Origin of the sequence: Kitasatospora sp. NPDC127060, assembly GCF_042724935.1 — a bacterium.
Taxonomy (GTDB): Bacteria; Actinomycetota; Actinomycetes; order Streptomycetales; family Streptomycetaceae; genus Kitasatospora.
The window spans coordinates 1-23,423 of the sequence record NZ_JBHXEG010000058.1 but is presented as its reverse complement, the minus strand read 5'-3'; the positions used below and the strand labels follow the sequence as shown (position 1 = coordinate 23,423).

General features: G+C 72.9%; 20 protein-coding genes. 11 read left to right on the top strand and 9 right to left on the bottom strand.

The window, feature by feature from the left end:
- The first annotated feature begins 14 nt into the window (after positions 1–14).
- The 3 genes from ACFWIS_RS27570 (at position 15) to ACFWIS_RS27560 (ending at position 3,977) form a co-directional block, all read left to right on the top strand.
- On the top strand, positions 15–932 hold the full coding sequence (locus ACFWIS_RS27570) for a S41 family peptidase (RefSeq protein WP_380460302.1): 918 nt from the start codon (positions 15–17) through the stop codon (positions 930–932).
- Between the two features lie 368 nt (positions 933–1,300).
- Positions 1,301–2,383, top strand: a complete 1,083-nt coding sequence (locus ACFWIS_RS27565) for a lactonase family protein (RefSeq protein ID WP_380460304.1) — start codon at positions 1,301–1,303, stop codon at positions 2,381–2,383.
- Between the two features lie 331 nt (positions 2,384–2,714).
- A complete protein-coding gene (locus ACFWIS_RS27560; RefSeq protein WP_380460306.1) occupies positions 2,715–3,977 on the top strand; it encodes a hypothetical protein in 1,263 nt (420 codons plus the stop codon).
- A 52-nt stretch (positions 3,978–4,029) separates the two neighbouring features.
- Here ACFWIS_RS27560 and ACFWIS_RS27555 read toward each other — a convergent pair whose 3' ends face one another.
- Positions 4,030–4,938 carry a LysR substrate-binding domain-containing protein gene (locus tag ACFWIS_RS27555; protein WP_380460308.1) on the bottom strand — a complete coding sequence of 303 codons (909 nt, stop codon included), beginning with the start codon at positions 4,936–4,938 and terminating at the stop codon, positions 4,030–4,032.
- 280 nt (positions 4,939–5,218) lie between these two features.
- On the opposite strand from ACFWIS_RS27555, the gene ACFWIS_RS27550 reads away from it, so the two are divergent.
- From ACFWIS_RS27550 to ACFWIS_RS27535, 4 genes are all read left to right on the top strand, one after another.
- Positions 5,219–6,025 (top strand): gamma-glutamyl-gamma-aminobutyrate hydrolase family protein, encoded by an 807-nt coding sequence (locus tag ACFWIS_RS27550; RefSeq protein ID WP_380460310.1) that lies wholly within the window; start codon positions 5,219–5,221, stop codon positions 6,023–6,025.
- A gap of 86 nt (positions 6,026–6,111) precedes the next feature.
- Positions 6,112–6,789, top strand: coding sequence for a FadR/GntR family transcriptional regulator (locus ACFWIS_RS27545; protein WP_380460316.1), 678 nt, complete (start codon positions 6,112–6,114; stop codon positions 6,787–6,789).
- Positions 6,790–6,857: 68 nt separating this feature from the next.
- Positions 6,858–8,297, top strand: a complete 1,440-nt coding sequence (locus tag ACFWIS_RS27540) for an amino acid permease (protein WP_380460318.1) — start codon at positions 6,858–6,860, stop codon at positions 8,295–8,297.
- Positions 8,298–8,385: 88 nt separating this feature from the next.
- Positions 8,386–9,402, top strand: coding sequence for an asparaginase (locus tag ACFWIS_RS27535; RefSeq protein WP_380460312.1), 1,017 nt, complete (start codon positions 8,386–8,388; stop codon positions 9,400–9,402).
- Positions 9,403–9,569: 167 nt separating this feature from the next.
- Here ACFWIS_RS27535 and ACFWIS_RS27530 read toward each other — a convergent pair whose 3' ends face one another.
- The 4 genes from ACFWIS_RS27530 to ACFWIS_RS27515 form a co-directional block, all read right to left on the bottom strand.
- Positions 9,570–11,048, bottom strand: coding sequence for a SulP family inorganic anion transporter (locus tag ACFWIS_RS27530; RefSeq protein ID WP_380463004.1), 1,479 nt, complete (start codon positions 11,046–11,048; stop codon positions 9,570–9,572).
- A gap of 44 nt (positions 11,049–11,092) precedes the next feature.
- A complete protein-coding gene (locus ACFWIS_RS27525) occupies positions 11,093–11,683 on the bottom strand; it encodes a carbonic anhydrase (protein ID WP_380463006.1) in 591 nt (196 codons plus the stop codon).
- Positions 11,684–11,895: 212 nt separating this feature from the next.
- Complete coding sequence (locus ACFWIS_RS27520) at positions 11,896–12,240, bottom strand: hypothetical protein (RefSeq protein ID WP_380463009.1); 345 nt, start codon at positions 12,238–12,240, stop codon at positions 11,896–11,898.
- A gap of 461 nt (positions 12,241–12,701) precedes the next feature.
- Positions 12,702–12,974, bottom strand: a complete 273-nt coding sequence (locus tag ACFWIS_RS27515) for an HPr family phosphocarrier protein (protein WP_380463012.1) — start codon at positions 12,972–12,974, stop codon at positions 12,702–12,704.
- 368 nt (positions 12,975–13,342) lie between these two features.
- Here ACFWIS_RS27515 and ACFWIS_RS27510 point away from each other — a divergent pair, with 368 nt between their 5' ends.
- From ACFWIS_RS27510 to ACFWIS_RS27500, 3 genes are all read left to right on the top strand, one after another.
- On the top strand, positions 13,343–14,104 hold the full coding sequence (locus ACFWIS_RS27510) for a DeoR/GlpR family DNA-binding transcription regulator (RefSeq protein WP_380463015.1): 762 nt from the start codon (positions 13,343–13,345) through the stop codon (positions 14,102–14,104).
- Complete coding sequence (gene pfkB / locus ACFWIS_RS27505; protein ID WP_380463018.1) at positions 14,101–15,060, top strand: 1-phosphofructokinase; 960 nt, start codon at positions 14,101–14,103, stop codon at positions 15,058–15,060. Before ACFWIS_RS27510 ends, pfkB begins: the two co-directional genes overlap by 4 nt.
- A 105-nt stretch (positions 15,061–15,165) precedes the next feature.
- Positions 15,166–17,181 carry a fructose-specific PTS transporter subunit EIIC gene (locus tag ACFWIS_RS27500; RefSeq protein WP_380463020.1) on the top strand — a complete coding sequence of 672 codons (2,016 nt, stop codon included), beginning with the start codon at positions 15,166–15,168 and terminating at the stop codon, positions 17,179–17,181.
- 166 nt (positions 17,182–17,347) lie between these two features.
- On the opposite strand, the gene ACFWIS_RS27495 is transcribed toward ACFWIS_RS27500, so the two are convergent.
- From ACFWIS_RS27495 to ACFWIS_RS27480, 4 genes are all read right to left on the bottom strand, one after another.
- The gene (locus ACFWIS_RS27495; RefSeq protein WP_380463023.1) at positions 17,348–18,133 is read right to left on the bottom strand and encodes a hypothetical protein; all 786 of its coding nucleotides are present in this window, start codon (positions 18,131–18,133) and stop codon (positions 17,348–17,350) included.
- Positions 18,130–18,660 (bottom strand): SigE family RNA polymerase sigma factor, encoded by a 531-nt coding sequence (locus tag ACFWIS_RS27490; RefSeq protein ID WP_380463026.1) that lies wholly within the window; start codon positions 18,658–18,660, stop codon positions 18,130–18,132. The genes ACFWIS_RS27495 and ACFWIS_RS27490 overlap by 4 nt, the downstream gene beginning before the upstream one ends.
- A 131-nt stretch (positions 18,661–18,791) precedes the next feature.
- On the bottom strand, positions 18,792–19,775 hold the full coding sequence (locus ACFWIS_RS27485; RefSeq protein ID WP_380524024.1) for an expansin EXLX1 family cellulose-binding protein: 984 nt from the start codon (positions 19,773–19,775) through the stop codon (positions 18,792–18,794).
- Positions 19,776–19,970: 195 nt separating this feature from the next.
- On the bottom strand, positions 19,971–22,622 hold the full coding sequence (locus ACFWIS_RS27480) for an RICIN domain-containing protein (RefSeq protein ID WP_380463031.1): 2,652 nt from the start codon (positions 22,620–22,622) through the stop codon (positions 19,971–19,973).
- 291 nt (positions 22,623–22,913) lie between these two features.
- Here ACFWIS_RS27480 and ACFWIS_RS27475 point away from each other — a divergent pair, with 291 nt between their 5' ends.
- Positions 22,914–23,276, top strand: coding sequence for a DUF1304 domain-containing protein (locus ACFWIS_RS27475; protein WP_380463034.1), 363 nt, complete (start codon positions 22,914–22,916; stop codon positions 23,274–23,276).
- Positions 23,277–23,423 lie beyond the last annotated feature (147 nt).

Sequence of the window (23,423 nt, the reverse complement as noted above, 5' to 3'; positions counted from 1 at the left end):
GTGTACTCCGTGCCATGACCTCCACCACATCGCCACCCGCGCTGGACGCTCTTGCCGTCGTCGAGTCGATCGCCGACCTGGTCCGCGAGAACTACGTCTTCCCCGACGCCGCCCGGCAACTGGCCGCCCTGCTGCGGAGCCGCAGTGCCGGGGGCTCCTACCGGACCGAATCCGCGGAGGAGTTGGCCGAAGCCGTCACCACGGACCTGCGGTCCGTCAACGGTGACCTGCACCTGGCCCTCAAGTACCACGACGTGCCGGTGCCGCCGGAGCAGGGCGCGGCGGTACTCGCCGCGATGCGCCGGGAGTTCGACGCCTCCCTGGGCGGTGTCCCGCGGGTGGAACTGCTCGACGGCGGCGTCGCGGTCCTGGAGATCGCCCCCAAGATGTTCCCGCTGGACTGGGCGGCGCAGCCGCTGGCCGCCGCGCTCTCCCTGGTGGCCCCCGCCCGCGCCCTCATCCTGGACCTGCGCCGCAACACCGGCGGCGACCCGGACACGGTCGCCTTCGTCTGCGGCTACCTGCTCGACGGCCGCACCCACCTCAACACCATGCTCTGGCGGCAGGGAGAGGTGGCCAATCAGTCCTGGACGCCCCCGTTCGTACCCGGTGCCCGTTTCGGCGCCGACAAGCCGCTCTACGTGCTGACGAGCGCGAACACCTTCTCCGCGGGGGAGGAACTCGCCTACGACCTCCAGCAGCTCGGGCGCGCCGAGGTCGTCGGGGGAGCCACCCGGGGCGGCGCGCACCCGCGCGACGGCTGGACGGTGCATCCGCACCTGGAGCTCAGCGTCCCCATCGCCCGCGCGGTCAACCCGGTCTCGGGCACCAACTGGGAGGGCACCGGCGTCCAGCCCGACGTGCCGTGCGACGCCGAGACGGCACTCGACCGCGCGCAGGCCCTGGCCGTGGCGCGCCTGGCCCGCGGGTAGTCGTTCCGACCGGCATGAGCGACGGCACCGCTTCGCAGGCTGGCCTCCTCCGGTTCGGGCGGCACGGACCCGAAGTGCCGTGATCTCGAAGTGCCGTGATCTCGAAGTGTCGTGATCTCGAAGTGCCACGGGCTCGAAGCGCAACCGGGCCGTTGCCTGCCGGCCAGCCCTGTCGCGCTCGGCCGTCAAGTGGCCGACCACGAACCGCTGTTGCGGTACCGAAGCGGCCCGCTCGGCGCGTTCGCTCCCGCGCTCGGCCTCCGGATAGACTCCGGAAACTCCTGGAGCTCGGAATCTCCCGCCTCGCGCCACGGCACCCCGGGCCCGCCAGGCCGTGCGCCACCCGGAGAGCAGAGAGTGAGACCTACGTGAACAATCCCCCGACCGCGTCGCCCGGCGGATTGCTGGTCATCGGCAGCGCCGCCCCGGCGGACGTTCCCGGGGCGGGGCTCTGCACGGTCGGCTACGACGGCACCGGTGCCATGAGTCTCCTCGGGACAGTGCCGCTGGACCACTCCTCCTACGCCGCCGTCGACCCCACGCGCGCGGTCGTCCACGCCGTTCTGGAACGGGAGGCCGGAGGGGTCGTCTCCCTCCGGGTGGATGCCGGGAGCGGGTTGCAGGGACCGCCCGCCGCCGCTGCCAGTGGTGGTGCGGGCCCCTGTCACCTCGCGGTCCACCCCAGCGGTTCGTACGTCTTCGCGGCCCACTACGGCGACGGCGTCCTCTCGGCCGTCCCCATCGGCGCGGACGGCACGGTCGCCACCGCCGAGCCGGCGCAGACCATCCGGCATCCGGGCCGGGAGGCCTCCGACGGTCTGCTCACGTCCCCGCACGCCCACATGGCGGCCCCCTCGCCGGACGGGCGGTTCCTGCTCTGCACCGATCTCGGCACCGACCGGGTGTACGTCTACGCCTTCGACCCGGACAACGGCCCGCTCAGCGCCCACCGGACGACCCAACTGCCGCCGGGCAGGGGCCCACGGCACCTGACGTTCCACCCGTCGGCCCGGTACGCCTACGTCCTGAACGAACTCTCCTCCACCCTGACCGTCTGCACCTGGGACGTGCTCTCCGGCAGCCTCGAACCGGTCGCCGAGGTCGAGACCCGACGGGATCCGGGCGCGCCGAACGCCAACTCCGCCGCCGCGATCGCGTTGTCCGGGGACGGCCGTTTCCTCTACACGACCAACCGCGGTGACGACGCGATCGCGGTCCACGCCGTCCACGACGACGGCGGGTCCGTGGAACTGCTCACCGCCGTTCCCTGCGGCGGGAGTTGGCCGCGCGACATCGCCCTCACCGCGGACGGTCGGCTCCTCTTCTGCGCCAATCAGCGCTCCGACACCATCACGGCGTTCCACCGCGACCCGGCCACCGGCCACCTGGGCCCGGCCGGTGAACCCCTCGCGGTCACCGAGCCCACGTCCGTCCTGCCGATCGGAGGCTGAGCGGAGAGGCGGGAGGCGTCCGGCACGAGGGTGTCGGGCGCCGGGGTGCTTATGAGCCGTGGCCCGGGCTGTCCGTCCAGCTGTCTGACAGGTCGACGGGGCGATCCTGCGGGGTGCGGCGACGCGGTGTCAAACCCGGTCCGAAACCTGCTCGTTGGCGAGGCGGGCCCGGCTGCTGTGGTCGCCGTAGTCTCGTCCAGTCCGGTCGTGTGCGGACTTGCTTGGGCGACAAGACCGCATGTGATCGGATTTGATCGGGAAGGCCCTGGCAGGGCAGGCTCGGTGTCGTAAAGTGGCGGATCAGTCACGGTCCGGCACGGGAGGGAGCCGCATGTCCGGGACCGAGTACAGCAAGCCGACCGCGCACGTCGTGGTCGGTTACACCCCTCAGGAAGGCTTTGTCGCCGTCCAACTCAGCCCGCCCCCGGCGGAATACGTGTGGCACGACCGGGAGGCCGAGCACTACCAGGAGCGGTTCGGGCCGGGTAACGGCTATCAGCAGTGGCTGGCTGTCGACGCCGGCACCGGTGCCGTGTGGTTCGGAGACACCGACTGGCGAACGCAGGACGGGGATGCCGTCCCCCGGTTCCCGGGCCACCGCCGACCCGAACTGGGCGACGGCGCCCTGCCGTCCCCGGCGGTCTTCTCGCTCCCGCTCGCCCACCGGGCCGTCGACGAGCAGGGCGCTTGCAGCTGGCGGTTCTTCACCGCGCAGGAGCTCTACGCACTGGCTCGGCGGATCCTGCCCGTGGTCCAGCGGGTGATCGGCTCGCTGCACCGCGTGGGCTCGACCGCGGACCTGGAATGGTCCGCCGAGGCTGCGACGGCCTGGACCGATCTCGAAGAGGGCTGCCGTTACGCGCTGGACGGGACGGGAGCGGTGGCCTGGGCCGGACCCCGCATGAGCCGGGTTCCCGGATGGCGGGTCGAGGTGGCGGACTTCCTCGCCCGGAACCCGGAGCTGTGCGACCCGGCTTGGGCGACGGCCACCGACGCCGAGCTGGACGCGTACGCCGCCTACGAGCCCGATTCCGGCTACGCCGGCGTGCCGGGACGGATGTGTGCTCCGGCGGATGTCGGGATCGAGGAGGGATACACCTTCTACGGCCACCGTGCGGCCCTGTACGCCTATCGGGCGGCCGCCTGCGGGGACCGCACCCCGGTCGAGGCCCGGCTCTGGCTCGGGAGCAGCGAGGCCGGGCGGAGCAGCTGGGAAGCCGCCAAGGTCGCGGGGGCGAGTCTCGCCGACGCCACCGACTGCGTGTTGGACCACCTCGCCGAGACGTTCCGCGGCGCTGCGGCGGACGAGGGCGTGGTCCTCACCGGCCTGCCGGCCTACCTGCGGCAGCGGCGGACGGAGGAGCGGGCGGCGGTGGACGAGACGCTCGCCGCCACCGGAGAGGAGCTGAAACGGCTGGAGGAGCTGCTCAAGGAGATCCGACTGGTCCGGAACACCATCCTGACCCGGGTCCTCAGCTGGACCGACGGACGGGACGACGGGGCGATCGCCCTGCTGGCGGCGATGTCCCCGGGCGCGGTGGCCGAGTGGCGGGAGCGGCTCACGGCCGATCAGAGCGTCCAGTCGGGGCGGTGACCGGACCCGCAGGGCCCCGGTCCGGTCAAAGGGGTGGGGCGTGGGGCGCTCCTCAGGACAGGGCGGCCAGCGCCTGTGCGGCGAGCATCTGCTCCAAGGCCAACAGGGCGCGCGGGGAGTGCCGGGTGTCGATGCGGACGGCGTAGATGAAGCGCGTCAGCTCCGGGTCGGCCAGGGGGCGCGCGACGACCCGGGTGCTACCGCGGGGGAGGGCCAGCTGGGGCATGACGGCGACGCAAAGGCCGGCGGCCACGAAGCCGAGCACGGTGTTGAAGTCGTCGCCCTCGTAGTCCAGGCGGGCCTGGAAGCCCGGTGTCTTGGCCATCTGGGCGAGCAGTTCCAGGCGCAGCGCCGCCTCCGGGGCTGCTATCCACGTCTCGGAGGCGAGGGTCGCCAGGTCGATGACGTCCCGGTCGGCGAGGTGGTGGTCGGCCGGGACCACCGCCACGACCGGGTCCCGCGCGACCAGTGTCCGGCGCAGTGTCCGCGGCGCCGGCAGGGGGATGAAGTCGTAGTCGTAGCTGAGGGCCAGGTCCATGTCCCCGCGCCTGAGCCGGTTGTAGCTCGCGTCGGGTTCCAGTTGGGAGAGGCTGACCTGCACGTCGGGGTACGTCATGTGGAGCTGTGCGAGCGCCTGCGGGACGATGCCGGTGGCGGCGGAGGCGAAGGCACCGAGCCGGATCCTTCCGGCCGTGCCCGCGCGCATGGCGTCGAGTTCCACGGACGCCGCCGCCAGCGCGCTCCGGACGCGCTGTTCGGCGTCGAGGAGGACCTCGCCGGCCGGCGTGGCGCGCACGGGTCGGCGCTCCAGCACTCTGAGGCCCGTGCGGCGTTCGAGTTCGGCGACCTGTTGCGAGACGGCGGGTGCGCTGTAGCCGAGCTCGCGTGCGGCGGCGTTGAAGGAGCCGTGGCGGACGACGGCTTCGAGGGTGGCGAGCAGGCGGGGGTCGAGGCTCTGCACGGAGTTAAGGCTCACTTATCTGTCGCGAAGACGTCTTTTCTTGTACTTAAGGGTGAATGGCAGCAGGATTCTTGCTCGCGGCCCGGTACGCAAGTGCCGGATGCCTGAGTGTCCGCTCCCGGGTCCGCAGCGAACCCGTTCCCCCGTCGCCGGGCGCGTCCGTGCGCCCGTAACGCCGTGCACCCCCTCCTCCGCAGCCCGTTCGTCCGCGCGTCGGTCGGGCGCTCTGCCGAGGAGACGGCCGTCGACGATCGACTCCCAGGACCTGAAAGGAAGCGGTATGCCCAAGCCGCTCGTCGGACTCACCACCTACCTCACCGATGCCCAGTGGGCGGAGTGGGAATTGCCCGCGGTGCTCCTGCCCGCGGCGTACGCCAGCGCCGTGCAGGCCGCAGGCGGCCGTGCGGTCCTGCTGGCGCCGGATGCTCCCGAGGCCGCGGCCGACGTCGTCGCGCGACTGGACGCGCTCGTCCTCGCCGGCGGGGAGGACCTCGATCCCGCGCTCTACGGAGCGGAACCGCACCCGTGCTCGGGTGCCCCGGTCCGGGAACGCGACCGGTGGGAACTGGCCGTCCTGGCCGCCGGTCTCGCGCGGGACGTCCCGGTGCTCGGGGTCTGCAGGGGAATGCAGTTGATGAACGTGCACGCGGGCGGGACATTGGTCCAGCACCTGCCCGACAGGGTGGGGCACGACGGTCACAACGTGCACCCGGGCCATTTCGGCTCGCATGCCGTCACCACCGTCCCGCGCACCCGGGTCGGGGCGCTCCTGCCGGGAACGAGGCAGGTCGCCACACACCACCACCAGGCGGTGGGGCAGCTCGGGGCAGGTCTGGTCGTGGCCGCCCACGCCGCGGACGGCACGGTGGAGGCGGTGGAGAGCACCCGGCACCGCTTCGCCGTCGGCGTGCAGTGGCATCCGGAGATGGCCTTCGATTCGGCGGTGGTGTACGCCCTGGTGGCCGCCGCGCGGTCCGGTGCCGCCGCGCGGTCCGGTGCCGGCGCCCGTCCGGGCCGGGTGGGCGAACGGGTGGCACACGCCGTCCGGGAGACAGCGCTTGCCGTCCCGTCGGCACTGACCCCTTGACACCGCTCGGTCGCAGCCCCCAGGATCAGCCCGTGAACCTGTCAGACAGCCAGACAGCTGGGTCGCCGCCCCGGCGCGTGAGCGCGATGGAAGCGGTGTTCGGCCACCTGCGCAGCGCCATCGAGCGCGGCGAGTACGTCGTGGGGGACAAGCTGCCCTCCGAAGCGGAGTTGTGCCGCACCCTGGAGGTCAGCCGGCCCGTGTTGCGCGAGGCTCTCCGGGCCCTCCAGGCCATGGGCCTGACCGTCTCCAAGACCGGCAAGGGCACCTTCGTCGTGGCGAACACGGTCGAGGACCCCACCTTCGGCGACTACGCCGCCAGCGACCTCCTGGAGGTGCGTCGGCACGTCGAGATCCCGGTGGCCGGGTACGCGGCGCTGCGCCGCACCCCGGAGGACCTGGACCACCTGACCCATCTGCTGGAGCGGATGGAGCGGGAGACCGACACCACCGCCTGGGTCGCGCTGGACACCGTCTTCCACCTGGCGGTGGCCGAGGCCTCCCGCAACCCGGTCTTCCGCCGGGTCATCGAGGAGATCCGTGACGCACTGGCGCGTCAGTCGACCTTCCTCAACGAACTCGGCGGTCGGCGCGAGCAGTCCAACTGCGAGCACCGGGCGATCGTCGAGGCGCTGGTCGACGGTTCCGAGCCCGACGCGGTCGCGGCGATGTCGCACCACCTCCACCGCGTCGAGGCGACCCTCACCGACATCGTGCGCCCCAGGCGCACGGACACCCCCACGGAAGGCAGTGCCGAGGCGTGAGCGAGCAGTTCCTCGAAGACGAGAAGCGCCCCACGACCCCTACGACCCCGACGACCCCCGCGAACTCCATAACCTCGACGGCCCCCGCGAGCCCCACCACCCCCACCGCCCGCCACGTCGACGCCGGTGACGCCGGCTACAGCAAGTCCTTGAAGCCCCGTCACGTCAACATGATCGCCATCGGCGGTGCCATCGGCACCGGCCTGTTCCTCGGCGCGGGCGGGCGGCTCGCCGACGCCGGGCCCTCCCTGTTCATCGCGTACGCCGTCTGCGGCGTCTTCGCCTTCCTCGTCGTGCGCGCGCTCGGCGAACTCGTCCTGTACCGCCCGTCCTCCGGCGCCTTCGTCTCCTACGCCCGGGAGTTCCTGGGGGAGCGGGGCGCGTACACCGCGGGCTGGATGTACTTCCTCAACTGGGCGACCACCGGTATCGCCGACATCACCGCCGTCGCCACCTACGCGCACTACTGGCACCTGTTCTCCGACATCCCGCAGTGGGTGATCGCGCTCACCGCCCTGGCCGTGGTGCTGACCGTGAACCTCATCTCGGTGCGGATCTTCGGTGAACTGGAGTTCTGGTTCGCCATCGTCAAGGTCGGCGCGCTGCTGGTCTTCATGGGCATCGCGATCTTCCTGCTGGTCACCCGACACCCGGTCGACGGCGCCGTCCCCGGCCCGTCCCTGATCACCGACAACGGCGGGATCTTCCCCAACGGCCTGATGCCGATGCTGCTGATCATCCAGGGCGTCGTCTTCGCCTACGCCTCGGTGGAGCTCGTCGGCGTCACGGCCGGGGAGACCGAGAACCCCGAGAAGATCATGCCGAAGGCGATCAACTCGATCATGTGGCGGGTGGGCGTGTTCTACGTCGGCTCGGTCCTCCTGCTGTCGATGCTGCTGCCCTGGAACAGGTACGGCTCGGGCCAGAGCCCCTTCGTGACCGTGCTCTCCCACATCGGCGTCCCGGCGGCGGGCGGCGTGATGAACCTGGTCGTCCTCACCGCGGCCATGTCCTCGCTCAACTCCGGCCTCTACTCCACCGGCCGCATCCTGCGCTCGATGGCCGTCAGCGGCTCGGCCCCCCGGTTCACCGCCCGGATGAGCCGCACCCAGGTGCCGTACGGCGGCATCCTGCTGACCAGCGGCATGTGCGTCCTCGGTGTCGGCCTCAACTTCGTCGTCCCGGCCGACGCGTTCGAGATCGTGCTGAACTTCGCGGCGATCGGCATCCTCGCCACCTGGGGCATGATCATGGTCTGCCACCTCCTCTTCTGGCGGAAGACCCGGGCCGGCGAACTGACCCGTCCCGGCTACCGGCTGCCCGGCTCGCCCTGGACCGAACTGGTGACGCTGGCCTTCCTGGTCACCGTGCTGGTCCTCATGTACGCCGACGGCGGCGCCGGGCGCACCACCGTGCTGTGCCTGCCGCTGATCGTCGGGGCGTTGGTCGCGGGCTGGTACGCGATCCGCGGACGGATCGCGCGCGCCGCGGCCGGGGCCGACGGCTGATCCGCGGGCGGACCGGGGGAACCTCCGCATCCGCCCCGGCCTCCTCCCCGCGAGGTCTCCGGCACATCCACCACCGATCGAGGCAGTCATGTTCAGCAGTCCCCAGGCGGACGCACCCGCGATCCGCGAGCCCCGCCACGCGCCCGTCGCCCACGTCACCCGCGGCGGAGTGGTCGAGGGCATCCACCACGGCTCCGTCGTCGTCCTCGGCGGCGACGGCGACGTCCGGTTCCGGCTCGGCGACGTCGAGGCCGCCTGCTACCCGCGCTCGGCCCTCAAGCCGGTCCAGGCCGTCGCCATGGTCCGGGCGGGGCTGCCGCTCGACGGCGAACTGCTCTCGCTCGCGATGGGCAGCCACTCCGGTGAGGAGCGCCACCTCGCCGGAGCCCGGCGGATCCTGGAACTCGCCGGCCTCTCCGAGGACGACCTGCGCAACGTCCCGGACCTGCCGTACGACCCGGCGGTCCGCGACACCTGGGTCCGGGAGGGCCGCCCGCCCTCCCGGCTCGCCCAGAACTGCTCGGGCAAGCACGCCGCGATGCTCTACCTCTGCAGGCTCAACGGCTGGCCACTGGTGGACTACGACGACGCCACCCACCCGCTCCAGCGGGTGATCGCCGGGGTCGTCGAGGAACTGACCGGTCAACGCATCGCGCGGGTCAGCGTCGACGGCTGCGGCACCCCGTTGTTCGCCGTCTCACTGCACGGCCTCGCCCGCGCCGCCGCCCGCATCGCCACCGGCGCGCCCGGGACGCCCGAGTTCCGGGTGGCGGACGCGCTGCGCGGGCACCCCGAGATGGCCTCCGGCGCCGGCCGGGACGTGGCCGCGCTGATGCGCGCGGTACCCGGGCTGCTGGCCAAGGACGGCTTCGAGGGCGTGCAGGTCGCCGCGCTGCCGGACGGCCGCGCCGTGGCCGTGAAGATCGCCGACGGGGCGAACCGGGCGCGGGTCCCGGTGGCCGCGGCCGCGCTGGCCCTGGCTGGAGTCGATCCGCGGCTGCTCATCGGGTTCGCGGGGGAGCCGGCGACCGGCGGTGGCCGGCCGGTCGGCGGCGTCCGGCCGGTGGCAGCGCTCGACCCGTCGGCCCTGCTCGCCCCCGCCTGACCGGACCCACCGATCCACGAAGAACACGAAGAACACGAAGAACACGAAGAACACGAAGAACACGAAGAACACGAAGAACACGGAGGAGCACGGAGGAAGGGCGCCCGCCCGAACGGCGCGCCGCCGCACCGGGGTTGTGGTGCGGCGGCGCGTCCCGGGTGCTCGGATCAGGCCGGACCGGCGAGTGCCGGGATCAGCCGCACGGCCTCGGGGGCCCGGGTGTTGTGACGTTCGGTCCAGGTGGCCAGCGCGGACTGGCAGGCGTGGTCCAGGTGTCGGAGCCGGGTGAGGTCCAGCTCCACCACGCGGTCGGCCGGCAGTGCTTCGAGGGTGTCCAGGAGCTTGGGCAGCCGGAGGAAGGTGGCGTTGCCGGTCAGCCGGACCCGGACCACGCCGCCGGGCTGCTCCTCGGTGTCCACGTGCAGGCGGGACGTCTCCCAGGCCGACTTGACGACCGAGAGGCCCAGGCCGATCAGGACGCCCTCGAACATGTTGACCGTGACGATGGCCACGGCGGTGGCCGCGAGGACGAGCGCCTCCGCCCGGTGCTCGCGCCACAGCGGCCCGAACTGCTTGAACGGCAGGAGCTTGAACCCGGCGTGCACCAGCACCCCGGCGAGCGCCGCGACCGGGATGACGCCGAGGGCCGCCGGGAGCAGCGCGGCGAAGAGCAGCAGCCACACGCCGTGCAGCACGCGGGAGGCCTTGGTCCTGGCGCCGGCCTGGACGTTGGTGGCACTGCGGACGATGACCGCGGTCATCGGCAGGGCGCCGAGGGCGCCGCAGAGCGCGTTGCCCGCGCCCTGGGCCATGAGCTCCTTGTCGTAGTCGGTGCGCGGTCCGTCGTGGAGCCGGTCGACGGCTGCCGCGCTGAACAGGCTCTCGGCCGAGGCCACCAGGGTGAAGGCCACGACCGTCACGAGCAGTGCCGGGGTGAGCTGGTCGAGCACCCCGCTGCCGGGCGGGTGGATGGTGTCCAGGAGGCCCTTGACCTCCACCTTCTTGACGGGGCGGTGCAGCAGCCAGACGGCGGCGGTGGCGAGCAGCACGGCCACCAGCGCGCCCGGGACGGCGCGCGCCCTGGCGGGCAGCCGCTGCCAGAGCACGATCACCGCGATGGTGCCGGCACCGATCACGAAGGAGTAGCCGGCCGTGGGGGAGGAGAGGAGGCCGGTCAGCAGGCCGGGAAGGCCCAGCAGCTTGTCGATCCCGCCGGCGGGCGCCGACCGGCCGGCCATCGCGTAGAGCTGGCCGGCGATGATGACCAGGCCGATGCCGGCCAGCATGCCCTCGACCACGGCGACGGAGATCGCGCGGAACCACCGGCCCCAGCGCAGCGCGCCGAGCAGCAGTTGGAGCAGGCCGGTGGCGGCGACCACCAGGCCGAGGGCCGGCAGGCCGAACCGTTGGACGGTCTCGGCGACCAGGACGGTCAACCCGGCCGCCGGGCCGCTGACCTGGAGGCTGCTGCCGGGGAGCAGGCCGGTGACCAGGCCGCCGACGATGCCGGTGATCAGGCCGAGTTCGGCGGGTACGCCCGAGGCGACGGCGACCCCGACGCACAGTGGAAGGGCGACGAGGAAGACCACGACCGACGCGGTCAGGTCGCGGGTGAGCGTGGGAAGACTGGGGGTGCGAAAGCGCATGGGAGCCCTCATCCGGGGGAGTTCGGGGGTGGTGGGCCGCAGGGTCACAGCGGCAGGAAGACGTCGGTGCCGGGGCGGTGGGTGAGGACGGCGCCGGTGTGCACCTCGTAGAACCAGCCGTGCAGGCCGAGCAGGCCCCCGTCGACCCGGCGCGCGACGCTCGGGTGGGTGCGCAGCTTCTCCAGTTGGTCCAGCACGTGGCGCTGGACCGGCGCGGCCAGGTCGTGGCTCGGTTCCCCGGCGGGAGTCAGCGCGGTGCCGTCGGCGAGCCAGTCGCGCACCGAGGGCACACCGGTGAGGTCGTCGCCCCGGACGACGGCGCCCACGGCGCCGCAGTGGGAGTGGCCGCAGACCACGATGTCGGCGACCCCGAGGACCTCGACCGCGTACTCGATGGTCGCGGCCTCGGCCGAAGGGGCGGAGGGGCGGTGCGGCGGGACGATGTTGCCCGCGGTCCGCATCTCGAAGAGGTCCCCGGGCCGGGCGCCGGTGATGGCGGAGGGGATGATGCGGGAGTCGGAGCAGGTGATGAACAGTGCCTGCGGGCTCTGGCCTTCGGCCAGCCGCCCGAAGGCGGCGGCCTTCTGGGCGGCGTGCCGGCGGAAGGTGCGGGCGTGGTCGATGAATCCTTGCATGTCGGTGCCTCGGGCCCTTCGGAAGTCGGATGGGAGCGGTGACTTCGGGACCGGGCCTGCTCGCTCGGTGCGGTGGCAGCGCGAAGCGCGGCGGCGGTGGCAGGCGGGAGCACTGCTGTGGGCCGTCGTGAGCTGCCGGGATGTGGGACGGCGGGCGCACCCGTCCGGGGTGCCGCCGTCGTCGGTGAGCGTGCGGGCGCGGTCGGTGCCGATCAGCAGCGGAACACCTGGAGGACCGCGGTTCTGGGTTGTCTGCGTGCCCCGTGCGGCGGGGCGGGGACGCCGGCCGGCGACGGGTCGGCGTCGTCGTCGTCGAACAGGGCCGGGGGCAACTCCCTCTGGTACCGGGGTACTTCGATGCTCCGGTGCCGGGTCCAGCCGAGGCCGGGCGCGCACTTGGGGAGCGCCGCCTCCTCGGCGAGCTTCGCCTCCGCGACGATCCGCGGGCAGCGCTCCTCCCGGGTGAGGGCGGACGCGGTCTGGGACAGCACCCACAGGCCCAGCACGGCCACGAGGGCCACGGCCGTGGCGCCGATCACCCTCCTGACCAAGGACATTGCCGTTCCTTTCCCTGCCTGGGGGGATTTGTTTAACCGTCATCGATTCTGACGGCTGCAGGCAGGGGTGAGTTCCGGTGTGCCGTGAACGGTCCGTGAATCACTTCGGCCGACCGGTGATGATCCATGAACTGGCAGGGCGGAATGCGGGCGACCGGTGAATCCCCGGCGGTGTGAACGTTAACTTGTTCGATTTCGGTGCTATTCGGCGGTCCGCCGGACGCATCACCGGGACGTCGGCGGGGCGGTCGTCCGCCCGGCGCCGGAGCGTTCCCACCGGCGCCGGGCGGATCCGGCTCAGATCCCCGACACCCTCGCCGGGAAGGCGGCGCGGACCGCGGCGGCCTCGGCCGGGGGATGGGCGACCGCCCTCCGTGCGGGCGGCGACGGCACGGGCGCCGTTCGGGCGACCGGGCCTGCCGCGCTGCCGGTGCGGACACCGATCCCGCGCATCAGGTCGGTCATGCCGCTGCGTCGAGGTCGGAGGCGAGCAGTTCGGCGAGCGCCTTGAGGGCGTCCTCGGCCCCGTCGCCGGAGGCGGTGAGCTCCAGGGCCTCGCCGCAGCGGGCGGCCAGGGCGAGGACGGACAGCAGGCTGCGGGCGTCGACCGGTGTCTGACCCGGACGGCCGACGGTGACCTTGACCGACTGTCGGGCGGCAGCCTGGACGAACCGTGATGCCGGGCGGGCGTGCAGACCGCTGCTGGAGCCGACGGTGACCTGGATCGAGTGCATGGGAGTCCTTGAAGGAGACAGAGGAGACGGATGAGAGGGAGGAGACGATCGCCGACCCGGGTGGGATCCGGGTCGGCGGGAGAGCGGGGCACGGCGGCCCGCGCGGAGGGTGAGGCGCGGGCCGCCGTGGTCGGCGCCTGGTCCTCGCAGTACGGGGGCAGTCGCAGGGGACCGGGCAGCCTGTGGTTTCACGCCCGTTGGCGTGTTGTTTCGGTTGGTTCTACGCCGGGTTGCCAGCGGATGTCAACACATTCGGGCGCATCTCAGGGAGTGGGCCGGAGGCGGAGTGAACACTTGCTTTTCCGTCCGAAGGGCGTATGGTCTGCCTTCATCAGGCGTAAACGGACATGAAACGGACCCAATCCCACATGTACGCACCCGAGCGGCAGCAACAGATCCTCCACCTCGCCCAGGAGCGGGGCCGGGTGGACGTGCCGACCTTGGCCGAGGACTTCGGCGTCACCCAGGAGACCATCCGGCGTGACCTGAGCGCCTTGGACAAGGCAGGCCTGCTGCACCGGGTGCACGGCGGCGCGCTCCCCGTCGGCGCACTCCACCTGGAACCCGGCCTGGCCGAACGGGACTCCACGGCCGCGGCGGAGAAGGAGCGCATCGCCAGGGCCGCCCTGGCCCTGCTGCCCGACGAGGGCAGCGTGATCCTGGACGCCGGGACGACCGTCTCCCGGCTGGCCGGACTGCTGCCCCTGGACTGCGCGCTCACCGTCGTCACCAACGCCCTCCCGGTCGCGGCCCGGCTGGCCGACCACCCCGCGCTCGCCCTGCACCTGATCGGCGGACGGCTGCGCCACCGCACCCAGGCGGCCGTCGACGCCTGGGCGCTGCGCGACCTGGCCGACATCCACGCGGACGTCGCCGTGGTCGCGACCAACGGCTTCTCCCCGGAGGGCGGCCTGTCGACGCCGGACCTCGCCGAGGCCGCCGTCAAGCGGGCCATGCTCGCCGGGGCGCGCCGAGTGGTCCTGGTGGCCGACTCCTCCAAGTACGGCGCCCGCCACTTCGCCCGCTTCGGCTCGCTGGACCAGGTCGACGTCCTGGTCACCGACACTGGACTGACCGACGAGCAGGCCACCGAGATCGAGAACCACGGACCGGAAGTCATCCGCGCATGATCGTCACCATCACCCCCAACCCCAGCCTCGATCGCACCTACGAACTGGGAACGCTCACCCCGGGCGAGGTCAACCGCGCCGGGCACGACCGGCTCGACCCCGGCGGCAAGGGCGTCAACGTCTCCCGGGCGCTCACCGCCGCCGGCCACCGCACCACCGCCGTCCTGCCGCTGGGCGGCCTCTCCGGCGGGCTGCTCTCCGATCTGCTGCGCCGCCAGGGCATCGACGTCGCGGCGGTCACCATCGCGGGCGAGACCCGGATCAACGTCTCGATCGCCGAGGACGGCGGGAGCCTGACGAAGATCAACGCGATGGGTCCGGAGCTCAGCGCCGCCGAGTCGGCCGCGCTGCTGGCCCTCGTCAGGGAGACCCAGGAGGCCGGGCGGGGCACCGGGAACGGCGTCGACTGGCTGGCCTGTTGCGGCAGTCTGCCGCGCGGCCTGGAGCCGCACTGGTACGCCGAGTTGGTGGCCCAGGTGCACTCCGGTGGCGCCCGGATCGCCCTGGACACCTCCGGTGCCGCGCTGCTCGCCGCGCTCTCGGCCCGTCCCGACGTGGTCAAGCCCAACCGGGAGGAGCTCGCCGAGGCCGTCGGCCGCCCGGTGGCGACCGTCGGCGACGCCGTGGACGCGGCCGGGGAGCTGCGCAAGCGCGGCGCCCAGCAGGTCCTCGCCAGCCTCGGTGCGGACGGGATGCTGCTGATCGCCGAGGAGGGCAGCTGGTACGGGAGCGCGCCGGTCGCCGTCGTCCGCAGCGACGTGGGAGCGGGCGACGCCTCGCTCGCCGGATTCCTCGGCGCCGGTGGCACCGGCCCCGGGGCCCTGGCGGCGGCCCTGGCGCACGGCGCCGCCGCCGTACAACTGCCGGGGAGCGTCATGCCCACCCCGGCCGATCTGGACCCGGCCGCCGTGGTCGTGACGGCGGACATCCCGCTCGAACGACCGCTCGGCGGTTGAGAACCGCCTCCTGCCGGAGGCAGCACGCCGGACCGTGTGGGACGGAACGGCGAACCATCCCGGGGGCAAGGGACATTGTCAGGCACCAGTTGAAGGACCGACACGATGAGCGAAACCAGCGGACTGATCACCCCCGCACTCGTTGATCTCCACCTCGCCCCCGCGGACAAGGGCGAAGCCCTCCGCTCCCTCGCCCAGCGACTGGTCGCCGAGGGCCGGGTGACCGACCTCGACGGCTTCCTCGCAGACGTCGCCGCCCGGGAGGCCCAGGCCCCGACCGGGATGGGGGACGGGATCGGCATCCCGCACTGCAGATCACCCCACGTCACCGAGCCGAGCCTGGCCTTCGGCCGCAGCACCAGGGGCGTGGACTTCGGCGCCCCGGACGGTCGCCCCGCCGACCTGATCTTCATGATCGCCGCACCGGCCGGTGCGGACGACACCCACCTGCAGATCCTCGCGGGGCTGGCCCAGCGGCTGATGGACCCCGCGTTCACCGGCGCCCTTCGCGATGCCGAGAGCCCGGTCGCGGTCGCGGCCCTGGTCAACGGGGAGGAAGTGTCGGCCACCGCTCCCGAGACGGCCACCGCTCCGGACGCGGTCACCGCTGCGGAGGCGGGCGGCGCCGACGGCGGGCTGCGGCTGGTCGCGGTGACCTCCTGCCCGACCGGCATCGCCCACACCTACATGGCCGCCAAGGCCCTCGAACTGGCCGCCGCCCGGGCGGGTGTGCGGATCCAGGTCGAGACCCAGGGATCGGCCGGTACGACGGTGCTGGCCCCCGAGGCGATCGCGGCCGCCGACGCGGTGATCTTCGCCCATGACGTCGAGGTCCGTGACCGCGCCCGGTTCGCGGGCAAGCCGACCGTGGACGTGGGGGTGAAGGCCGGCGTCAACCACGCCGACGACCTGATCGCCCGCGCCGCCGGACTGGTCGCCGAAGCCGCTCCGGGAGCACGTCCCGCCACCGTCACCGCCCCCGTGGCCGCGGCGAGTGCGCCGACGGGCGGGCACTGGGCCCAGCGGCTGCGCAAGTACCTGATGACGGGCGTCAGTTACATGATCCCGTTCGTCGCGGCGGGCGGTCTGCTGATCGCCCTGGCCTTCGCCATCGGCGGGTACCAGATCGCCTCCGCGCCGTCCGTGCTGGGCCACTTCGACTGGACCTCCTCGCACAGCTGGGCGGCGATGCTGTTCCAGACCGGCAAGACCTCCTTCGGCTTCCTGGTCCCGATCCTCTCCGGGTACATCGCCTGGGCGATCGCGGACCGGGCGGCACTGGCCGCCGGCGTCGCGGGCGGCGCCGTCTCGGTGGCGGTCGGGGCGGGCTTCCTCGGCGGCATCGTGTCCGGTCTGGCCGCGGGCTTCCTGGTGCTGTGGATGATCCGCTGGAACGTGCCGCGCGCGATCAGGGGCATCATGCCGGTGGTGGTGATCCCGCTGCTGTCGGTGGCCGTGGTCGGCTTCCTGATGTTCGTGGTGGTCGGCTCGCCGATCGCCTCGGCGATGAACGGCCTGACCGACTGGCTGAACGGCCTCTCCGGCTCCAACGCGGTCCTGCTCGGCGTGCTGCTCGGCGCGATGATGGCCTTCGACATGGGAGGTCCGCTCAACAAGGTCGCCTACACCTTCGCGGCCGGTGCGCTCACCACCGCGGGCACCACCCCGGACGCCGGCAGCCTCAAGGTGATGGCCGCCGTGATGGCCGCGGGCATGACGCCGCCGCTGGGCATGGCCCTGGCGACCCTCCTCCGGCGGAAGCTGTTCACCCCCGAGGAGCGGGAGAACGGGAAGGCGGCCTGGGTGCTCGGCGCCTCGTTCATCACCGAGGGCGCCATCCCGTTCGCGGCGGCGGACCCGCTGCGGGTCATCCCGGCGAGCATCGTCGGCAGCATGACGGCGGGCGGACTGGTGATGGCCTTCGGCTCCACCCTGCGCGCGCCGCACGGCGGCATCTGGGTGCTCCCGCTGATCGGCAGCCCGTTCCTGTACCTGCTCGCGGTGGTGGCCGGCACGGTGGTCACCACGGCGGTGGTCGTCCTGCTCAAGGGGCTGCGCAAGGACGCCGCCGCGGCGGCTCCGGAGGCCCCCGCCGTAGAGGCCGGACTGGTCCGCGCCTGATTCGAGGACGGGCCGGCGTAGCGGCGGCCGGTGCCGGCTCACCCAGGAGTGAGCCGGCACCGGCCGCCGAGTTCGTCCGTCGTCCGCCGCAGACGGCCCGGCCGGGCGGGGAGGGCCTCCGGCCGGCGCCGCACCCCCGGCCGGGCGAGGCCCGCGCCGGGGATCCCTACCGGGTCGGTGTGAATCCTCCCGAGACGGACGCGCTGCCGCCCGCCGACTGGGCGTCGACGCGGTAGCCGTCGCCGCCGGTGGCCCGCACGCCGGTGGCGTGGTTGAACTGGCCGGCGAACTCGTGCTGTCCCGCCGGTACCGTGCGGCCCGGCTTGAGGACCCAGCGGTAGACCAGTACGCCGCCGGACTCCTGAACGGTGACGGTGAAGTCGTCGACCGGCAGGGTCCGCCAGTTTCCGGTGTCCCGTACGTCGCCGGTCTGGGCGACGCGCAGCTCCACGGTGAGCGCGGAGAGCGGCTGGGTGGTCTTGAGGAGGAGGTTGTCCTGGCCCCAGTAGACGGTGCTGTGCGGGTCGATCGATCCCTCCGACCACAGCGGCCCGTTCTGGGCCCGGCCGGTGGCCGACGGGGTCGGCCGGGGGCTGGTCGGGGTGGCGGTCGCCGGAGCCGGAGCCGGAGCCGGTGCCGGGACGGTGGTGGCCGGGGGCGCCGACGGGGTCGGCGTCGGCGTGACCGTGGGGGAAGGGGCGGCCGGAGCGGTGCTGGGCCCCGGTGTCGGATTCTGGACGATTCCCGCCACGGCGAGACCGCCGGTGGCGAGGATGCCGGCGGTGGCCAGCGCGGCCATCGCGGCCTTGGGCCAGGACCTCAGGCCCGAGCGCGTGCGGTGGCGGACGGCGGGACCGGCCACGCCGCGCTGTACGCGCGCCAACATCCTCGCCCGGTCGGGCTGGTGGGCCTCGGCGGCCTCGCGCAGCCGCTGGGTGATGTGCTCGTTCACCGGTTCCTCCTTCCTGTCGTCAGTTCGCCGACCGCTCGTGCGCCGAGTGCGCGTTCCAGCTCGGCCATCGCCTTCGAGGTCTGGCTCTTCACCGTACCGACCGATATGCCGAGCGCCGCCGCGGTGTCCTTCTCCGACAGGTCGAAGGCGTGGCGCAGTACGACGCACGCCCGCTTGCGGAACGGCAGTCGGGCGAGGGCCGCGCGGACGTCGAGCACGGCCGCGGCGTCGGGGCCCGAGGTCTTCTCCGGGGTGCGGGACCAGAACAGCAGGACGCGGCGCCGCTCGCGGATCGCGCTGCGGATCCTCGCCCGGGCCATGTTGGCGACCACCCCGCGGGCGTAGGCCAGCGGGTGGTCGGCCGCGCGGAGCCGGTCCCAGCGTTGCCACAGAGCGATCAGCGCATCCGAGGCGAGGTCGTCGGCCGCGTCCGTCTCGCCGGTCAGGAGGTGGGCGAGACGGGCGAGTTCGGCGTAGTGGCGTTCGAAGAATTCGTGGAACTCCGCGGACGCGTCGTCGAGGGGCATGTTCCCCGGTCGCCCTCTCCCTGCAATGTGAACGTTAACAAGCGGCATGAGCCTAGCAGTGCCCTCCTCCGGGGCCGGCGGGTGGTCGCCCCGGCGGGCGGCCTCTCTCGATCGCGGGGCGAGCGACGTGGTCAATGCCGGGCGAACTGGACGCGGGTCGGCTGGACGACGTCCGGTTTCACCGCGATCCCGTCGACGGTGAGCTGCTCCCCGTAGACGTCGGTGACCCTGATCGGTCCGCCGCACCCGCTGCCGTCGGGGGAGAGGAAGTAGTTGTAGTCGGTACGGGACAACTGCCGCCAGCCGCCGCCGGACCGGACCTCCAGGGCCGCCACCGGATTCCGGTGGCCGACCACCTGGATCCCGCACCACCACTGGGAGGACCCGGCCTTGTACCGGATCGACATCGTCGCGGGCGCCGTGCCGGGGCTCAGCAGGCTCCAGGTGATCGGCAGGCGGCCCACCGAGAGGTCCGCGAGCTTGCCGAAGGCCTCGTGGCTCAGGTCGAGCTGCCCGGGTGCGCAGGGCAGGGGGCACTCGTTGACGATCCGCACCGTGATGCTCGCCCCGTTGGCGGCGCGGACCAGCACGGTCGCCCCGCACGCCTTGGACGTCTCGTAGTCGGTGTGGTTCATCGCGGCGATCATCAGGTCGTCGGAAGGCCCGAACGAGCAGGCGCCGTTGCCGTCGGCGGCGTCGTAGGACGTGGCGACGCCCTGGTAGCTCGTCCCGGGCTTGACCCGCCCGGCCGGTGACGCCGTGGCCGGGACGGTGCGGGCACCGCCGGTGGTGGCCGAGGGGGCCGGGGCGGCCGACGGCGGGGGAGTGCGGGTCGCGGAGGGCGAGGGGGTGCCGGTGGCCGACGGCGCAGGCCCGGTGCTCGACGGCGGTGCCGTCGAGGGCGCGGGATCGGCCGGGTCGGCGGTGCCCGGCGGCGTGCTCGGCTCGGTGGCCGCCACGGAGGCGGCGGCCGGCTCGGCGCCGCCGCCGCCGCCCGGCAGCAGTGCGAAGGCCAGGAAGACCAGCACACCGACCGCCACCAGCGCCACCGGTATGCCCATGATCAGCCCACGCCTGCGGTTCGGCGGTGGGGCCGCGTGCTTGGTTGCCTTCATTCCCGTCCATTTCGGTGGATCGACTTCGGTGGATCGACTCGACGTCGCGTTGACCAGTGGTCGCCGGGGGCGGAAAGGTTGCCGTTCCGGCACAGGATTTTTCGGGGGCGGCCCGGGCCGTGCCGCCTGCCCCGAACCGGACCGGTCAGTACCCGTCAGGACCGGTCAGGACCCGTCAGGACCGGTCAGGACCCGTCAGGACGGGTCGCCGTAGACCACGCCGCGGCCGTAGCCGCCGAGGTACACCCGGCCGTAGACGTCCGGGTCGCCGGAGACGATGTTGATGACGCTCCCGCCGAACTGGTGCTGGTCGTCGTTGATCCGGGCCCAGGTCGAGCCGCCGTCGGTGGAGCGGAACAGCCCGATGACGCCCTTGACCCTCCCGCTCAGGTAGACGGCCTGGTAGCCGGCGCCGGGCGCCGCCTTGCCGAAGCCGACGCCGACCGCCTGCTCCACGCCGTCGAGCTTGCGGAAGCTCGCCCCGCCGTCGGTGGAGTGCCGGAGCCCGTCGCCCCCGCCGGCGAGCCAGAGGTCCCCGGCGACCCCCGGGAGGGCCTTGAGCTGCCCGCCGCCCAGCCCGGTGGCCCGGGCGGCGAAGTGCCTCCCGCCGTCGGTGGAGGCGTACAGGGTGCCGCCGACGAGGGAGTAGAAGGTGCTCGCCGCGGAACGGTCGGCCACCACCGCCGCGTCCTTGGGCAGGCCGGGGACCGCCGACCAGGACGCGCCGCGGTCGGCCGACAGGAACGGCACCTGACCCGCCGGGGTCCACACCACGGTGCCCCCGTCCGCCGAGACGGCCGCGGACCCGCCGCCCGCGTCGCCCACCGGCGCCGCCGCGAACGGCGCCCAGTTCGCTCCGCCGTCGGTCGAGTAGGCGCCGTGCTGCGCGCCGCCGAGGCCGACCCGCACCACGAACTCCGGCTTGGCCTGGGCGAAGTCGAGGCCGGTGGTGTTGGTGAACAGCGGCCCGCTCAGCGCCTTGGCGGGGACCTTGGTCAGGTCCTCGTGCCGGAACCCGCCGACGTCGCCGAGTGCGCTGATCAGCGGCTGGCCGGGCGGCTTGACCAGTCCCAGCGCCGCCGTCTCCTCCAGGCCCTTCGCCGGGATGCTCCAGTGCGTCGGGCGCCCGCTGTCCGCCGCCGTCACGTCACCGCTGCCCCACATGCCCGAGCCGGTGCCGTACAGCACGTGCCCGGAGTCGAACGGGTCGATCGCCAGCGCGCCCATCCAGTGCCCGATGCCGGTGCCCACGTACGGCGCCGCGGAGTCGTCGCGCTGCGAGCTCGCACCCAGCGCCTTCCAGGAGGCTCCGCCGTCGGTCGAGCGGTACAGCTCGTCCGAGGGCCACCAGCGGTCCAGCGTGGTGACCATCACCGTGGCCGGGTGCTGCGGATCCACCGCCAGGCCGGCGAAGCCGTAACCGCCGCTGGACGGCGAGACGTTCTTCCAGGCCCCGGTGGACGGCGTGTACTTCCACACCGAACCGGCCGTCACCCCGTTCGGTCCGGGCGCGTTGGTGTACGTCAGGTACAGCGAGCCGTCACCGGACAGCACGCCGTGCTGCGGCAGTTGCCCGGTCGGCTGTCCCGGCACGGCCTGCCAGGTGGCGCCGCCGTCGGTGGAGCGGTACAGCGACGTCGACTTGTCGGCCACCCCGACGTAGATCGTCCTGCTGCCGGACGGGCCGAAGGCCACGAAGGACAGGCCGACCCCGCTGCTCGCGCCGTCCTTGACGGGGAAGCCGCCGACCTGGCTCCAGGTCACGCCGTAGTCGGTGCTGCGCCACAGGCCGTTCTTGCGGGTGCCCAGGTAGAGCGTGCGGTTGTCGGAGGGATCCACCACCAGCCGTTCGCCCATCGACCGGCCGTCCTCGTTGCCGCCGAGCTTGAACGGCAGGTCGGTGCGCTGGAAGGTCCGCCCCTGGTCGGTGGAGCGCAGGATCGCGCCGTTGCCCGCCCAGTCGTTGGTGTACGTGCCGCTGGCCAGGTACAGCCGGTTGGGGTCGACCGGGTCGGTCGCCAGGCTCTCGATCCCGAGCAGGTTCCAGTCGGCGCCGCCGATCCAGTCGGTCAGCGAGCTCCACCGACCGGCGGCCGCGTCCCAGCGGTACGCGCCGCCGATGTCCGTCCGGGCGTACAGCAGGTCCTTGCGGGAGGGGTTGAAGACCAGTCCGGTGACGAACCCGCCGCCGACTATCTGCGCGTTGTGCCAGGTGTACCCACCGGTGCCGGGCGCCTTCACCAGCCGCCACTGCTGGTTGGTGCTGCCGATGTCGCCGTACTGGATGAGCGGTACGCCCTCCTCCTTGCCACCGCCCCGGACGTCCAGCACCAGGCCGCTGGCGCGCGAGACGAAGGTCACCGTGCCGTCGCCGACGTCCTGCATCCGCCACTGCTGGGCGGCGGAGGCGTGGTCGCTCTGCTGCTCGACGGCGGCGGCGGACTGAGATGAACCACCGCGCACCCCGAGGACCTTGTGGGTGCCGTGGTTCTCCAGTTCGTAGTAGCCGTCCCCCACCAGACGCAGCCGCCACTGCTGGCTCACGGCCCCGGCCGCGCGGTTCATCTGCCGGGCCCAGGCGCCGTCGGCCGTGTCCGCACCGGGGATGTCCAGCGCCTTGTCGCTGCGGACGGACACCAGCGTGTAGTAGGCGTCGGGGTCCACCGACGCGGCCTTCGAGTCGGGCTGCACGAAGAGCAGGTAGGGGCCGAGCACACCGGGCACGCCCAGGGTCAGGCCCAGCGCGGTCCAGCGCCGACGGTGACGCCCACGGGGACGCCGCGCACCGCCGGTGGCCGGGCGGGCACGCCGACCGCGGCCGTTCGCGGTGGGATCCGTCTCGTGCATGGGGCTGCTCCTTGCTCTGGCCCCGCCCTCACGTACCCGCCCCGGGTCGGGCGGTGCGCGACGGCGGTCGGCGGATCGGACGACCCGTGGGCACTTCGCCCTCGGTGTCATCCGTCAGTTGCCGCCGCCGGCGGAAGGGTTGCCGCGTCCTCGGAGAATTCTTTCGGCGGGGGTGAGCGCGGGGCCGGACTTGACGGTTGGGCAAGGGCCTGAACAAAATGCCGGTTCACGCACCGCGGGCGCTCGGGTGCCGCCCGGTTCGGACCCGCGTCGAGGCGTAATATGCCCGCTATGTCCACATTCGCCGTGATTGCGGTTGTCGCGCTCGCCCTCCTGCACGTCTACATCCTGGTCCTGGAGATGTTCCTGTGGACCACTCCGCGGGCCCGGGCCGCCTTCGGCACGTCCCAGGAGTTCGCGGTCTCGACCAAGGCGATGGCCGCCAACCAGGGCCTGTACAACGGCTTCCTGGCGGCCGGTCTGCTCTGGGGCGCGTTCGCCGCCGACCCGGTCGGGTTTCAGGTGCGGGTCTTCTTCGCCTCCTGCGTCGCCGTCGCCGGTGTGTTCGGCGCCGTGACCTCCTCCCGGAAGATCCTCTTCGTGCAGACCGTGCCGGCCCTGGTCGTGCTCGTCCTGGTGCTGCTGGCCCACTGAACCCGGAACCGCCCGCCGAGGGGTGCCTCTCTCCGAGAGGCACCCCTCCCCCTTTTCTCACGCCCGGATCCGGAACCGGTCCGCACCGGGGACGGACACGGGGCAGGAGGAGCGCGGAAACGGAGCAGGACGGGCACGGTGACACCG

Excerpts from the sequence above, each read along its gene's own strand:
- ACFWIS_RS27570 (WP_380460302.1), top strand. The coding sequence starts at position 15 with ATGACCTCCACCACATCGCCACCCGCGCTGGACGCTCTTGCCGTCGTC.
- ACFWIS_RS27560 (WP_380460306.1), top strand. The coding sequence starts at position 2,715 with ATGTCCGGGACCGAGTACAGCAAGCCGACCGCGCACGTCGTGGTCGGT.
- ACFWIS_RS27550 (WP_380460310.1), top strand. The coding sequence starts at position 5,219 with ATGCCCAAGCCGCTCGTCGGACTCACCACCTACCTCACCGATGCCCAG.
- ACFWIS_RS27545 (WP_380460316.1), top strand. The coding sequence starts at position 6,112 with ATGGAAGCGGTGTTCGGCCACCTGCGCAGCGCCATCGAGCGCGGCGAG.
- ACFWIS_RS27535 (WP_380460312.1), top strand. The coding sequence starts at position 8,386 with ATGTTCAGCAGTCCCCAGGCGGACGCACCCGCGATCCGCGAGCCCCGC.
- ACFWIS_RS27530 (WP_380463004.1), bottom strand. The coding sequence starts at position 11,048 with ATGCGCTTTCGCACCCCCAGTCTTCCCACGCTCACCCGCGACCTGACC.
- ACFWIS_RS27525 (WP_380463006.1), bottom strand. The coding sequence starts at position 11,683 with ATGCAAGGATTCATCGACCACGCCCGCACCTTCCGCCGGCACGCCGCC.
- ACFWIS_RS27520 (WP_380463009.1), bottom strand. The coding sequence starts at position 12,240 with ATGTCCTTGGTCAGGAGGGTGATCGGCGCCACGGCCGTGGCCCTCGTG.
- ACFWIS_RS27515 (WP_380463012.1), bottom strand. The coding sequence starts at position 12,974 with ATGCACTCGATCCAGGTCACCGTCGGCTCCAGCAGCGGTCTGCACGCC.
- ACFWIS_RS27510 (WP_380463015.1), top strand. The coding sequence starts at position 13,343 with ATGTACGCACCCGAGCGGCAGCAACAGATCCTCCACCTCGCCCAGGAG.
- pfkB (WP_380463018.1), top strand. The coding sequence starts at position 14,101 with ATGATCGTCACCATCACCCCCAACCCCAGCCTCGATCGCACCTACGAA.
- ACFWIS_RS27500 (WP_380463020.1), top strand. The coding sequence starts at position 15,166 with ATGAGCGAAACCAGCGGACTGATCACCCCCGCACTCGTTGATCTCCAC.
- ACFWIS_RS27490 (WP_380463026.1), bottom strand. The coding sequence starts at position 18,660 with ATGCCCCTCGACGACGCGTCCGCGGAGTTCCACGAATTCTTCGAACGC.
- ACFWIS_RS27485 (WP_380524024.1), bottom strand. The coding sequence starts at position 19,775 with ATGAAGGCAACCAAGCACGCGGCCCCACCGCCGAACCGCAGGCGTGGG.
- ACFWIS_RS27480 (WP_380463031.1), bottom strand. The coding sequence starts at position 22,622 with ATGCACGAGACGGATCCCACCGCGAACGGCCGCGGTCGGCGTGCCCGC.
- ACFWIS_RS27475 (WP_380463034.1), top strand. The coding sequence starts at position 22,914 with ATGTCCACATTCGCCGTGATTGCGGTTGTCGCGCTCGCCCTCCTGCAC.